General features: G+C 71.8%; 12 protein-coding genes. 8 read left to right on the top strand and 4 right to left on the bottom strand.

Annotated features, from left to right (window positions below; all coding sequences use genetic code 11):
• Positions 1-2: 2 nt before the first annotated feature.
• Both OVA02_RS07280 and OVA02_RS07285 read right to left on the bottom strand, forming a co-directional pair.
• The gene (locus OVA02_RS07280) at positions 3-1,352 is read right to left on the bottom strand and encodes an ABC transporter permease (protein WP_267659534.1); all 1,350 of its coding nucleotides are present in this window, start codon (positions 1,350-1,352) and stop codon (positions 3-5) included.
• Positions 1,353-1,426: 74 nt separating this feature from the next.
• Complete coding sequence (locus OVA02_RS07285; protein ID WP_056048167.1) at positions 1,427-3,175, bottom strand: cation:proton antiporter; 1,749 nt, start codon at positions 3,173-3,175, stop codon at positions 1,427-1,429.
• A 143-nt stretch (positions 3,176-3,318) separates the two neighbouring features.
• Between OVA02_RS07285 and OVA02_RS07290 the strand changes: the two genes are divergently transcribed.
• From OVA02_RS07290 to OVA02_RS07310, 5 genes are all read left to right on the top strand, one after another.
• Positions 3,319-4,038, top strand: a complete 720-nt coding sequence (locus OVA02_RS07290) for a carboxylesterase family protein (RefSeq protein ID WP_267659536.1) — start codon at positions 3,319-3,321, stop codon at positions 4,036-4,038.
• A complete protein-coding gene (locus OVA02_RS07295; protein ID WP_267659537.1) occupies positions 4,035-4,877 on the top strand; it encodes a carboxylesterase family protein in 843 nt (280 codons plus the stop codon). The genes OVA02_RS07290 and OVA02_RS07295 overlap by 4 nt, the downstream gene beginning before the upstream one ends.
• 109 nt (positions 4,878-4,986) lie before the next feature.
• Complete coding sequence (locus tag OVA02_RS07300) at positions 4,987-6,267, top strand: inorganic phosphate transporter (protein ID WP_082460534.1); 1,281 nt, start codon at positions 4,987-4,989, stop codon at positions 6,265-6,267.
• The gene (locus OVA02_RS07305; protein WP_056048161.1) at positions 6,267-6,476 is read left to right on the top strand and encodes a hypothetical protein; all 210 of its coding nucleotides are present in this window, start codon (positions 6,267-6,269) and stop codon (positions 6,474-6,476) included. Before OVA02_RS07300 ends, OVA02_RS07305 begins: the two co-directional genes overlap by 1 nt.
• Before the next feature lie 163 nt (positions 6,477-6,639).
• Positions 6,640-8,157, top strand: a complete 1,518-nt coding sequence (locus OVA02_RS07310; protein WP_056048158.1) for an aspartate ammonia-lyase — start codon at positions 6,640-6,642, stop codon at positions 8,155-8,157.
• A 64-nt stretch (positions 8,158-8,221) separates the two neighbouring features.
• Here the strand turns inward: OVA02_RS07310 and OVA02_RS07315 are convergent, their stop codons facing one another.
• Complete coding sequence (locus OVA02_RS07315; protein ID WP_267659538.1) at positions 8,222-9,355, bottom strand: YihY/virulence factor BrkB family protein; 1,134 nt, start codon at positions 9,353-9,355, stop codon at positions 8,222-8,224.
• A 119-nt stretch (positions 9,356-9,474) separates the two neighbouring features.
• On the opposite strand from OVA02_RS07315, the gene OVA02_RS07320 reads away from it, so the two are divergent.
• Complete coding sequence (locus OVA02_RS07320) at positions 9,475-10,842, top strand: PrsW family intramembrane metalloprotease (RefSeq protein ID WP_082460532.1); 1,368 nt, start codon at positions 9,475-9,477, stop codon at positions 10,840-10,842.
• Positions 10,843-10,908: 66 nt separating this feature from the next.
• Here OVA02_RS07320 and OVA02_RS07325 read toward each other — a convergent pair whose 3' ends face one another.
• Entirely contained in the window at positions 10,909-12,243 is a 1,335-nt protein-coding gene (locus OVA02_RS07325) for an MFS transporter (protein ID WP_249407718.1), read from the bottom strand.
• Between the two features lie 292 nt (positions 12,244-12,535).
• Here OVA02_RS07325 and OVA02_RS07330 point away from each other — a divergent pair, with 292 nt between their 5' ends.
• Positions 12,536-12,910 carry an FKBP-type peptidyl-prolyl cis-trans isomerase gene (locus tag OVA02_RS07330; protein ID WP_043596717.1) on the top strand — a complete coding sequence of 125 codons (375 nt, stop codon included), beginning with the start codon at positions 12,536-12,538 and terminating at the stop codon, positions 12,908-12,910.
• Positions 12,910-13,743, top strand: coding sequence for an aldo/keto reductase (locus OVA02_RS07335; protein ID WP_192122637.1), 834 nt, complete (start codon positions 12,910-12,912; stop codon positions 13,741-13,743). Before OVA02_RS07330 ends, OVA02_RS07335 begins: the two co-directional genes overlap by 1 nt.
• Positions 13,744-13,891 lie beyond the last annotated feature (148 nt).

Consider the following 13,891-nt stretch of genomic DNA (forward strand, 5'->3'; position numbering starts at 1 on the left):
CCTCAGCGCGCGACGCCGTCCTCGCGCCCGGGGTGCCCCGACCCTGTGCGGTCGCTCGGGACGACGCGCACGGGTCGCGTCGCGAGCTCGTCGTTCTCGAGCCCGCCGGGTGCACCGAGGAACATGTCGCCCCGCTCGCCGGGGTCACCGAGGTCGTCGCGTTCGTCCGCCGGGATCGTGTTGATCGTGCCCGTGTCCGTCGCCACGAGGCCGTGGCGGGCGAGCACCTCGTCGCGCTCGGCGACGAGGAACTCGCGGTTCGCGTTCTGGGCGTCGGCGAACATCGTCGTGCGGCCGGACACGATGCGGGCGATGCGGCGGCTCTCCCACCAGCGCTTGCCGACGAGCATCAGCACGATGCCGAGAGCGGCGTAGCAGAGCATCATCGTCACGCCGCGGCCGTAGCCGGGGCCCACGCCGTAGAGCACGCGCTTGAGCATCTCGGTGATGCCGCTCCCGACCACGACGGCGTTGAGCCACGCGAACGGTTGGGGCATGAACCATGCGGGGTAGGCGGCGCCCGAGGACGGCATGGACAGGAAGACGAACACGATCATCGCGGGCAGGGCGACGAACCGTCCGACGAAGTAGCTGATGCCGTTGACCGCGAGGCCGATCGCGATGATCCAGGCCCAGGCGATGAAGAAGAGCGGCACGAAGTGCCCGTCGACGGCCCCGATCACCGGCCCGGCGAGGACGTTCGTCACGAGCGAGATCACGCCGCCGCCGACGCCGATCACCGTCATCCGGGTGCGGTGGCGGAGCGGGGCGCCCATCAGCCCGATGAACATCGCCACCATGTAGCCACCGATGCACCACGAGAGCATGAGGTACATCGACACGGTGCCGTACTCGTCGTTCGCGGGCAGCGGTGCCAGGTCCGTGACGGTGGGCGTGACCCCCTGGGCCTCGAGCACGGGGGTGATCGTCGCCGGGATGAGGGCGGCGACCTGGTACTGGTGGGCGCTCGCGGTGTAGATCGTGGTCTCGGCCGGGTCGTAGGCCACGGCGACGCGTCCGGCGAGCACCGCCTCCTCGGCCTCGTCGGCGGAGCCGTAGGCGCGGACGTCGATCACGCCGGGGCGGGCGTCGTCGAGGCCCGTCTGCAGGTCGGCGGCGGCCGACGAGGACCCGACGACCGCGACGGGGACGTCGTGCGGGTGGGGGGCGTGGAAGGCCGCGATGTAGCAGAGGCAGAAGCCGACGATGAAGAACAGCGGCAGCCAGAGCTGCAGGCCGATCAGCTGCAGCGACGGGTGGAGGGTCGAGTACCAGCGACGGTACCGTCCGAATTCGGGCTTGGGCGGCCCTCCCGCGTCGTCCGTGGTCGTTTGGTTCGTCGTGGTCGCCACGGTGCCGCGCCCTCCTGCTCTCGGTCGTGTTCCCGTCTCGTCGCCGGTCCCGCTCACGATACGCCGCGGCGGCGTCACGACCTCGTGCTCGTGAAGGCCGAGGTGTCCATGGCGAGCTCCTCGGCGTCGAGCCCGAGCAGCACGCGCCTCATGACCTCCTCGTCGAGGGCCCCGGCGTCGCGCTCGCGCAGCACCACCTCGCGGCGTTTGGCGAGCAGCTCGCGTCGGATCGAGCCGAGCGCCTGGGGCGCCGCTCGACGGCGGGCGCGCTGGGCGGCCGTCGCCCCCGAGACGTCCCGTTCGTCGGCGTCGTCGACGGCCGTGCGCTGCAGCGCCTCGTTCTGCCGCAGCAGCCGCGTCGTCGCGAGCAGGACGGCGCGTTCGGTGAGCTCGGGACCCCAGCGCTTCTCCCAGTCGGCACGCCGTTCCGCGACGTAGGCCATGGTCTCGTCCGTGCTCGTCGCGAAGACCGCCAGCTCGGCGGCGAGGTCACGGTCGCGCTGCGTGTCGTCCCGGACGCCGAGCACCCTGATGACGACCGGCAGCGTGAGCCCCTGCAGCAGCAGGGTGCCGACCGTGACGATGAACGCGATGAGGAACATGGTGTCGCGCGCCGGCACGGGGATGCTCGACTCGGTGACGGCCGGGATCGACACGGCGGCGGCGAGGGTCACCACGCCCCGCATGCCGGTCCACGAGATGACGCTCAGCTGTCGCCAGTCCATGCGGGGTTGCGGGTGGTAGCGCAGCGTCCGCAGAGCCGGCGCCCGCCGCAGCCGGCGGAGCGCGGGCACCCGGCGGAGCTTCCGCAGCACCGTCGAGAGGAAGAGGTACCGGCCGGCGCGGGCCGCGTGGTAGGTGCCGAACACGAAGACCGGGCGCACGAGGACGACCACGGCGAGGACGGCGAGGGCGACGCCGACGCTCTGTCCGAGGCCGCGCTCGCTCTCGCTGACGTCGAGCACGACGGCACGCAGCTGGAGGCCGATCAGGGCGAACACGAACCCTTCGAGCAGGACGTCGGCGGCGGACCAGAACGGGCGCTCCTGCAGCCTGGTCGCGTAGCCCGTGCGGGGCGAGTTGAAGCCGACGTAGAGGCCCGCGGCCACGACCGCCAGCACGCCGGAGCCGCTCAGCTCCTCGGCGGCGATGTACGCGATGAACGGCAGCAGCAGGCCGATGACGTTCTCGACCACGGGGTCGTCGATCCGCATGCGCACGCGGTGGGCGACGAAGCCGAGGACCAGACCGACCGCGACGCCGACGCCGATCGCGAGGCCGAAGATGCCGAGGTCGTCCCAGAGCGTGAGGCTGGCACCGCCCACGATCGCCAGGAACACCTTGACCAGGGTGAGCGACGCGGCGTCGTTGATCAGGCTCTCGCCCGACAGCACGGTCATCACCTTGCGCGGCAGGCCGAGCTTCCGGCCGATGGCGGCCGCCGACACGGCGTCGGGAGGCGCGACCACCGCCCCGACGAGGAGGGCGGCCGGAAGGGTCATGTCGGGGATCATCACGTAGGCGACGCCCCCTACGGCGAAGGCCGTCACGATCACGGCACCGACCCCCAGTCGGGCGATCTGCACGCGGCTCTCCCGGAAGTTCAGCAGCGAGACGTCGAGGGCGGCCGAGTAGAGCAGCGGCGGCAGGACCACGGTCAGGATGACCTCGGAGTCGATCTCGATGTCGGGCACGCCGGGGATCAACGACACGAGCAGGGCGACGCCCACCGTCAGCAGGGGAGCGGGCAGGCCCCGCCAGCGGGCGAAGGCGGTCACGACGAGCGACCCGGTCAAGATGATCAGCAGCTCGCCGAGTTCCATGTGAGCCGGGCTCCGTCCAGTCGTCGGGGCAGCCGTGCGATGTGCATCGACTGCAAAGTCCCGACCATCCTCCCAGGCACCCCCTAGGAGAACGTCGGGTGAACGGCCCCGGTCGACCGTCCGACCACCCGTAGCATCGCTCCGTGACCGCACAGCCCCGGGCGACCGTCCCGGCCCCCGACCTCGTCCGCACCACCCGCTCGGGCGAGGTCCGCGGCGTGCGGGAGCGCGGCGTGCTCGCCTGGCGCGGCATCCCCTTCGCCGCACCACCCGTGGGGCGCCTCCGTTTCCGGGCCCCCGAGTCCCCGGCTGCGTGGACGGGCGTCCGCGACGCCGGCCGGTTCGGACCCGCAGCCCCGCAGGACCGCGTGCAGTTCGTGGGCGTCGACGCCACCACCCCGCTCAGCGAGGACTGCCTGACGGTCAACGTGGTCGCACCGGAGGGCACGGCATCGGGCGACGGGCTGCCCGTCCTCGTGTTCGTCCACGGAGGCGCGTACAGCGTGGGGTCGTCGCGAGAGTTCCCGAGACAGGGCGAGACGCTCGTCCGTGAGGGCGGCATCGTCTACGTGAGCCTGAACTACCGGCTGGGCGCCTTCGGCTACCTGGACTTCAGCCACTGGGCGACCGAGGACCGCCCGTTCGACTCGAACCTCGGGCTGCGCGACCAGGTCGCCGCCCTCGAGTGGGTCCGCGACAACGTCGCCGCGTTCGGCGGCGACCCCGGCCGGGTCACCGTGTCGGGCGAGAGCTCCGGCGGCAACGCCGTGACGACCCTCATGACGGTGCCGCGCGCTCGCGGCCTCTTCCGGGGGTCGTCGCCCAGAGCGCACCGCCGAACGCCATCTACCCGCCGGACGTGACGCGGCGCTGGGCGGGCGAGTTCCTCGAGCTGCTCGCCCACGACCTGCGCGACGACGACCTCGAGGCCACGAGCGTCGACGACGCGGCGACGATGCTCGCCGAGGCACCGACGACGGCGATCGTCCGGGCCGCCAGCCGGTTGCAGTTGCGCACCCCGGACGAGGACCCGGGGACGATCTGCTTCAGTCCGGTCATCGACGGCGACTTCCTGCCCGAACGCCCGCTCGACGCCTTCAAGGCGGGCCGCGCCCACCCGGTGCCGCTGATCATCGGCACGAACGACCGCGAGGGGTCGGTGTTCACCGGCCGCCGCGACATCCTCGCCACGACGAAGCCCCGCATCCGGGCCATCTTCGCCGCGACCGAGAAGAAGGCCCGGAAGGCGATCAAGAAGCACTACCCGGGGCTGCCCGCCCGCCCGGCCGCCCTCGACTTCGGCGGTGACTACGCGTTCTGGTTCCCGAGCGTCAAGGTGGCCGAGCGGCACGCGGTCCACCAGCCGGTCCGGTTCTACCGCTTCGACGCCACGACGCGAATCCTCCGCACGGTCGGGGTCGACGCGTTCCACGGTCTCGAGCTCTGGGCGATCTACGACCGGATGGGCTCCGCCTTCGGGTGGGCGATGAGCCTCCTGGGCGGTCGTCGGGCGTTCCTGCGCACGGCGGCGCGGACGCGTTCCCGCTGGCTCGAGTTCGTCCGCACCGGGGCGGTCGCCGACTGGCCGACCTACGACCCGCACCGCCGACGCACCCTCATCATCGACGCCCGCGACCGCGTCGAGCACGATCCGCGGGGCGAACGGCGACGGGCCTGGCAGGACTTCGTCCCGCACGTGTGAGGCGCGCCCCGGCCGCGCGACGGTCCGCGTCACCCGCCGTTCACCGGGATGTACCCCGCAGGTCACCACCGAGTTGACCCGCGTCCACCCACCTGTGACACTCAGGCCGGTGGACATCACACTCATCGTCGTCCTGGTCATCGCGCTGGCTCTCTTCTTCGACTTCACGAACGGGTTCCACGACACGGCCAACGCCATGGCGACCCCGATCGCGACCGGCGCGATGAAGCCCAAGGTCGCCGTCACGGTGGCCGCGATCCTCAACCTCGTCGGCGCCTTCCTCAGCACCGAGGTCGCGAAGACCGTCTCCGGCGGCATCATCCGCGAAGGGGACGGCGGGGTGCAGATCACCCCCGAGATGATCTTCGCGGGCCTCATCGGCGCCGTCGTCTGGAACATGTTCACGTGGTTGCGGGGGTTGCCCTCGAGCTCCTCGCACGCCTTGTTCGGCGGGTTGATCGGTGCGGCGATCGTCGGTGCCGGCATGGGGTCGGTGGACTTCGGCGTCGTGCTGTCGAAGGTCGTGCTGCCCGCCCTGCTCGCGCCGTTGATCGCCGGCGTCGTGGGGTACACCGCCACACGGCTCGCCTACACGATCACCCGACGCCGTGACGACAAGAGCGAGCGCGGCGGGTTCCGCTACGGCCAGATCTTCACGTCGTCGCTGGTCGCCCTCGCGCACGGCACGAACGACGCGCAGAAGACCATGGGCGTCATCACGCTCACGTTGATCGCGGGCGGGCTGCTCACGCCCGACTCCGGCCCGCCGTTCTGGGTGGTCGTCGTCTGCGCGTTCGCCATCGCCCTGGGCACCTACACCGGCGGCTGGCGCATCATCCAGACCATGGGCGGCGGTCTGACCGAGGTCAAGCCCACCCAGGGCTTCTCCGCCGAGGCGTCGACGACCGCGACCGTGCTGGCCTCCAGCCACCTGGGCTTCGCGCTGTCGACGACGCAGGTCGCGAGCGGATCGATCATCGGTGCCGGCCTCGGACGCCGCGGCTCGAAGATCCAGTGGGGCACCGCCGGCAAGATCGTCGTCGCCTGGTTCATCACGTTGCCCGCCTCGGCGGCGGTCGGCGCCGTCGCGGCCCTGATCGCCACGCTCGGCGTCGCGGGGCTCGTGATCGACGCCGCCGTCGGTGCCGTCGTCATCGCGGGGATCTTCGTCATCTCCCGCCGCCGGCCGCACGACCAGGGCTCGGCCATCGAGGTCGACGTCGCCGCCACCTCGGTGCTCTCGCGTCGCCGTGCCCGACGAGCGGTCCGCAAGGGCCGCGTCGACACGCCCGCGTCCGGGGTCGAGGCCCCGTTCGTCCGGATGGACGACCCACCCGAGCCCGTCTCCGCCCCCCGGGGTCCGGTCCCGACCGACGACGAGGTGCGCTGATGATCGACTGGTCCGCCTTCCTCGTGGTCGCGCTCGTCGCGCTCTTCTCCGCGGCCGCCCTCGTCTCGCTCTACTCGCTGGGCCTGCGCCTCCTGACCGTCGAGGGCCGCACGCCCGTCCGCACCGCCGCGGGGTACGCCTGCTTCGTCGTCTGCGCCCTCGGCGTGCTGTACGGCATCTACCTCATCGTCCCGGGCTTCCACCGCTGACCCCCGGCCACCCCGGCTCGTCTCGTCCCCAGGTCGGGACCCTCTCGGACGGCCGCCCCGCGCCTCCTCGGGCACGACCCGTCCGCGGTCCCGCCGGTAGGCTCGACGGAAGCGTCCGGTCGACGACGACCGGGCCCCGACTGACGACGGAGGCTCACCACACGTGACGACCGAGACAGCAGCACCGACCCGCACCGAGACCGATTCGTTGGGCAGCCGCGAGGTGCCCGCCGACGTCTACTGGGGCATCCACACCGCCCGGGCGCTCGAGAACTTCCCGATCTCGCAGCGGCCGATCTCGGTCTATCCCGACCTCGTCACGGCCCTCGCCCTCGTGAAGCAGGCGGCGGCCCGCGCCAACGTCGAGATCGGCGTGCTCGACCCGGTCAAGGCCGAGGCCATCGAACGCGCCTGCGAAGAGATCCGCGGGGGCGCGCTGCACGACCAGTTCGCCGTCGGGGTCATCCAGGGCGGCGCCGGCACGTCCACCAACATGAACAGCAACGAGGTCATCGCCAACCGCGCCCTCGAGCTGCTCGGCCACGCCAAGGGCGAGTACCGCCACCTGCACCCGATCGACGACGTCAACCGCAGCCAGAGCACCAACGACACCTACCCCACCTCGATCAAGATCGCGATGGTGCTCACCCTGCGCCGCCTCCTGGTCGAGCTCGACCTGCTCGCCGACTCGTTCGCCGCCAAGGGCGCCGAGTTCCACGACGTGCTCAAGGTCGGCCGCACCCAGTTGCAGGACGCCGTGCCCATGACCCTCGGGCAGGAGTTCACGGGCTTCGCGCACACCCTGGCCGAGGACGTCCAGCGTCTGCGCGACGTCGTGCCGCTGCTCGGTGAGATCAACCTCGGCGCCACGGCCATCGGCACGGGCATCACGGCGGACCCGCTCTACGCCGACGCCGTCCGGCGACACCTCAGCACGCTCTCGGGCATGGACCTCGTCACGGCCCCCGACCTCATCGAGGCGACGAGCGACACCGGCGTCTTCATGACGCTGAGCGGCGCCCTCAAGCGCAGCGCGATCAAGCTGTCGAAGATCTGCAACGACCTGCGGCTGCTCTCGTCCGGTCCGCAGGCCGGCATCAGCGAGATCACGTTGCCGCCGCGCCAGGCGGGGTCCTCGATCATGCCGGGCAAGGTGAACCCGGTGATCCCCGAGGTGGTCAACCAGGTCGCGTTCTCGGTGGCCGGGGCCGACGTGACGGTCACGATGGCCGCCGAGGCCGGCCAGCTCCAGCTCAACGCGTTCGAGCCCGTGATCACCCACTCGGTCATGCAGAGCCTGCAGTGGATGACCTACGCCTGCCAGACCCTGCGGATCAACTGCGTCGACGGGATCGAGGCGAACCGCGCCCGCCTGACCCAGCAGGTCGAGACGAACGTCGGCAGCGTCACGGCGCTCACGCCCTACATCGGCTACACGGCGGCGGCGGCCATCGCCCACACGGCGCTGACGACCAACGCGGCGATCGCGCCGCTCGTCGTCGCGGCCGGCCTCATGACCGACGAGCAGGTGCGCAAGGTGCTCTCGCCCGCCCGACTCTCGGGGCTCGCGCCGATCACGAGCGCCATCACCGTCATCGACGTCGAGGACCCTGCCGCGGCGGTGGCCCGGGCGGCCAACACGACGGGCGCCCGCAACCCGGGCGACGAGACCGCCGGCTGACGCGACCACGTCGAGGAGGCGCGGTGACGGTCGACCGGCACCGCGCCTCCTCGAGGCGCGGCCTCTACGACGTCGAGGGGGCGTGGGTGGTCGGGTCGACCTGGTCGGCGCGCTGAGCGGCCTGCGGCCGTTCGTCGGCCGGCCGGTCTCGATCACCCCGGAGGTGGACGCGCCGGAGTTCGTCGGGTTCGAGCACGCCGCCGTTCTCGCGCAGGGCACGCTCGCGGATCGCCCGGCCCACCCGGACGTCCCAGGCGAGGTTGCGAGCCAGGATGTGGTTGCGCGCGGTGTCACGGAGCGGCAGGGGGATGACCTCTTCGGCCTGCACCCCGCGACGGAGCTGGCGCATCCGCAGGATCTCGCTGTCGAGCTCCCCGCCGAGGACGAGCACGAAGTTGCTGATGTACGCGTAGAGCAACACGACCACGACGCCGCCCACCCAGCCGTAGAAGCGGTCGTAGTTCGACACCGTCGCGACGTAGACCGCGAAGCCGACCGTGGCGAGCGCCCAACCGCCGAGGGCGACCATGGCGCCGTACGACACCCAGCGCAGCCGCGGTGGCCGCACGTTGGGCGTGAAGAAGTAGAGCATCGCGACCGACAGCACGGCCAGGGCGACGAGCACCGGCCACTTGACGACGTCGTAGAGGTCGGTCCAGGGGCGGCCGATGCCGAACCGTGCGGCCACCGCGTCGCTCAACGTGGGCGTCACCAGCAGGATGACGGCGATGACGGCGAACGACACCATCAGGACGAGCGTGACGATCATCATGTGGCCGCGGAACTTCCAGATGCGGCGCCCCTCCTCGACCTCGTAGGCGGTGTTCATGGCCCGGCCGAACGCCGTCGTGTAGGCCGACAGTGACCACAGCGTGAGCCAGAGGCCGATGCCGAACGCGACGCCGGGGTTCGACAGGCTGAGCATCTGTTCGAGCGGCCAGCGCAGGGTGTCGATCGCGTCGGGGGTGAGGACGTACCGGGCCACGGAGAGGATCTCGTCCACGGCGTCTCCGTCGTCGACGAACAGGGCGACCCCCGAGACGAGGGCGAGCGCGCCGGGCACCAGGGCGAGCATCGAGAAGAAGGTGAGCGACCCGGCCGCGTCGATGGTGCGATGGCGCAGGAAATCGTGCCAGACCCGCATCACCACGTACCGGACCAGCGACGGGTCCTCGGGCAGGGAACGCGTCGAGGCCATCCTGCGAGATTACCGGGCCGTCCGGCTCGTCGCGGCCCGCCCGCAGGCTGCGCCGACCCCGGCGGCAGGCTGCGCCCGCAGGCTGCGCCGACCCCGGCGTCAGCCCGTAGGGTCGGGGGATGACCTGGTCCGATCCCCGCGGCGTCGGACACGACGCGTACGGCCGCCCGCTGACGCCGTACGCCGACCCCTCCTCCGTCACCCCGGGGGCCGCTCCTGGCTGGTCGGCGCATGCTCCCGCGGTCAACCCCGAGCCGGTCTGGTACCCCGTGCAGCCGGTCTTCGTCCAGCCGACGCCTCGTCGCCGAGTGGCCAGTGCTGTGGCGCTCGCCGTCGGGTTCACCGTGATCGGCACCTTCGCCCTGGCCGTCGGCCTGTACTTCCTGGTCTTCGTCCAGCCCGCTGTCCTGCTGGCCGGGAGCCTGCTCGCCTTCGTCCCGTTGGCCATCGTCCTGGTCGGCATCTGGTTGGTCGACCGCTGGGAGCCCGAGCCACGGGTGGCCCTGCTGTTCGCGTTCCTCTGGGGCGCTGCGGTCGCGGTGGGGACCGCTCTGATCGTCGACTACGCCCTCGAGACGGCTCGGGCCGTGCTCGGCGTCAGGTCCGGCGAGCTGGGGGACGTGCTCGGGGCGGTGGTCCAGGCCCCGCTCGTCGAAGAGGGTGCGAAGGGACTCGGGGTGCTGCTCGTCCTGTGGATCTTCAGACGGCACTTCGACGGCCCGGTCGACGGCATCGTCTACGCGGCGACGGTCGCGGCGGGCTTCGCCTTCGTCGAGAACATCCAGTACTTCGCCCTGCAGGTCGGGGAGGACCTGGCCACGGGCAGCCAGGGCCTCGCCTACGTCTTCTTCGTGCGGGCCCTGATGTCGCCGTTCGCCCACGTGATGTACACGGCCTGCACGGGCTTCGCCCTCGGTCTCGCGGCACGGCGGACGGGCCCGTACGGCGCGATCGGCTGGTTCTTCGTCGGCCTCGTCCCCGCGGCGGGACTGCACGCGCTCTGGAACGGTGCCCTCTTCGTGGTCGGCGACGGCTTCTTCGTCTACTACCTGCTCGTGCAGGTGCCGATCTTCGTGGCCATGGTGTTGCTCGTGGTGTTCCTGCGACGCAACGAGCGGAGGGTCACCCACGACCGGCTCGCGGAGTACGCCGCGGTCGGCTGGTTCAGCGCCGACGAGGTCGGCATGCTCTCGTCGAGCGCCGGTCGCCGCCGCGCGCGGTCGTGGGCCGCGTCACGGGGCATCCGACCCGCCATGAAGGTCTTCATCTCGAATGCGACGCGCCTCGCCTTCACCCGCCAGCGGCTGGTGAAGGGCCGCCGCGCGCTCGACGAGGCCGTCCAACGCGACGAGGCCGAGCTGCTGCAGGCCTTGACCGCGAGTCGCGTCGCCCTGCAGGCTCCACCGACGGCCTTCGTCGGGTACCCGCAGCACCCGGGGTGGCCGTCGCAGGTGACCGGGCCGCCGCACTCGGGCCCCGGGTGGTGACGCGCTCGCGACGGCGACGGCGACGGCGGTGACGGCGGCAGCGGCGACCGTGGCCGCCGCCGCGGGTCAGGGCGTCGGCGCCTCCGCGTCGTAGCGCCCGAACGCGGGCGTCAGCCGGGCCACGAGCGCGACGAGGGCGACGACCACCAGACCGCCGAGCAGCGGCGGCCAGAAGACGGCGATGCCCGCGACGAGTCCGACGAACAGGTCGCCGACTCGCGGCCCGCCCGTGACCACCACGATGAAGATCCCCTGCAGGCGGCCCCGCATCGCGTCCGGCGCGGCCGACTGGAGGATGGTCGAGCGGAAGATCGAGCTGACGTTGTCGCTCGCACCCGCTCCGGCCAGCGCGAGGGCGGCCCCGCCGAGGGCGGCCAGGTTCGCCTGGTCGAGTCCGGCCGTGACGCCGCCGCCGTGGGCCGGCGTCACGAGCAGCACGACGCCGAAGGCGGCGATGCAGAGACCGTAGGCGGTGATAGCCCACCGCACGGCGACACCCTGTCGGCGCACGTGGCCGAGGCGTCCCGAGAACACGCTGCTCAGCAGGGCGCCCACCGCGAACGAGGCGGAGAGGACGCCGACCGTCACCGCGCCTCCTCCGATCACGAGCGTGCCGACCACCGGGTAGAGGACGCGGGGCATCCCGAACGTCATCGCGACTATGTCCATGACGAAGGTCGTCCGGATGTTCGGCGACCGCTTCAGGAACGCCAGGCCGAAGCGCAGCGACTCGAGCCCCGGACGTTGGGTCTCGCCCTCGGGACGGATCGGGGGCAGCGTGACGATCCCGAGGAACGCCGTCGAGAACAACACGACGTCGACCGTGTACGTCAGCGGGAACCCCACGCCCGCCACGAGCACGCCGGCCAGGGCGGGTCCGACGGTGAGCATCAGACCCATGCTGATGCCGCTCAGTGCGGAGGCGGCGGGCAGCAGCTCGCGGGGCAGGAGGCGCGGCACGATCGAGGCGCGCGAGGTCGCGATCATCGTGCCCGCCACGGCGTTGACCGTGGTCAACAGGTAGAGCAGCCACACCTCGTGCAGCCCGAGGTACGCGTGCAGCGCGATGGCCGCGGTCGAGAGCCAGGCGAAGACGGCGGCGACGAGCGCGACCTTCCGACGGTCGAAGGCGTCGGCGAGCATGCCGCCGTAGAGGCCGGCCAGGATCATCGGGACGAGCGAGACGACGCCGACGAGCGCGACGGCGAAGGTCGACCGGGTGATCTCGAAGATCTCGAGCCCGACGGCGACGAGCGTGAGCTGCGTCCCGATGCCACTGATCGCGCTGCCCGCGAAGAGGCGGGCGAAGGCCGGGCTCGTCCGCAGCGGGGTGACGTCGACGAACAGCGGGCGACGGGCGGGCGCGGCGGGGCCGGACGGCGGAGGCGGGGTGGCGGACAAGCTGCCATTCTTGCCGATCGTGCAGGTTTCCGCAGGCCGACGGCGGCCGCGGCGGCAGCCGGTGCGGCTCCCGGCGCCGACCGGCCCCCTGCCCCGGCGCCGCCCGGGCCCCCGCCCCCAGCCGCGGCGCAGCCCGATCGATTTGGCGTCCCGTCACCGTCGGAGTAGCGTCCATGTGTTCGCATCGATGACGTCATCTCGGTGCGGATGTCGGGTCGGCTCCTCGAGCCTCGCAGGGAGGACGCGAGTGGCCGACCCGCCCCCTCGGCCCGTCGGTGGTTGGATGGTCGGCATGACTCACGATCCCCAGACCAAGCCCGAGATCGACGCCCCGACCGGCCCCGCCCCCACCGAGCTGACGATCACCGACATCACCGTCGGCGACGGAGCCGAGGCGCAGTCCGGCTCGACCGTCAACGTCCACTACCTCGGCGTCGAGCACGACTCCGGCGAGGAGTTCGACTCGTCCTGGAGCCGTGGCGAGGCCATCAACTTCCCGCTGCAGGCCCTGGTCCGCGGGTGGCAGGAGGGCATCCCCGGCATGAAGGTCGGCGGACGCCGCGAGCTCGTCGTGCCGCCCCACCTGGCCTACGGCCCCGCCGGCGGCGGGCACCCGCTCTCGGGCAAGACGCTCATCTTCGTCATCGACCTGCTCGGCGTCAGCTGATGACGGTCGCCCCCTCGGTCGGCCTCAACGACGGGCGCACCCTGCCGCAGCTCGGCCTCGGCACCTACGGGCTGAACGGCGACGAGGGTACGGCGCAGGTCGTCCAGGCGATCTCGTCGGGCTACCGTCTGCTCGACACGGCGCTGAACTACGGCAACGAGGCGGCCGTCGGGGCGGCCATCCGCGAGACCGACGTGGCCCGTGACGACCTGGTCGTCACGACGAAGCTGCCCGGCCGACACCACGGGTTCGACGAGACCCTGGCGAGCTTCGACGAGAGCCGGGCGAACCTCGGCCTCGACTTCGTCGACCTCTACCTGATCCACTGGCCCCTCCCGCGGATCGACAAGTACGTCGAGGCCTTCAAGGCCTTCGTCCGGTTGCAAGAAGACGGCCTCGTCGGCTCGGTCGGCGTCTCGAACTTCACGGCCGAGCACCTGCAGCGCGTCGCCGACGAGACGGGTGTGGTGCCCGCGGTCAACCAGATCGAGCTGCACCCGTACTTCCCCCAGGCCGAGCTGCGTGCCGTGCACGAGAGCATGGGCATCGTCACCGAGAGCTGGAGCCCGCTCGCGAAGCAGAGCGAACTCCTCACGGAGGCGCGGGTCACCGACATCGCGCGGGCCCACGGCAAGACGCCCACGCAGGTCGTCCTGCGCTGGCACGTCCAGCTCGGCGCGGTCCCCGTCCCGAAGTCGGCCGACGCCGGTCGTCAGCGCGAGAACCTCGACGTCTTCGACTTCGAGCTCACGCCCGACGAGGTCGAGTCGATCAGCGGCCTCGAGCGGGGCCGGCTGTGGGACGGCGACCCGCTGACCCACGAGGAGTTCTAGGCCCGGCTCCACCGCGGCCACCCCAGGAGGCGCGCTCGTCCCCCGAGGACGAGCGCGCCTCCTGCGTCCCGGGTCGGATTCCCGGGCCTCGCCGTCGGTGGTCGGAAGCTAGACTGGCGTGCCGACTTTTCCCGAAGGGTACGAACAC

This window comes from Frigoribacterium sp. SL97, from assembly GCF_026625765.1.
GTDB lineage: Bacteria > Actinomycetota > Actinomycetes > Actinomycetales > Microbacteriaceae > Frigoribacterium.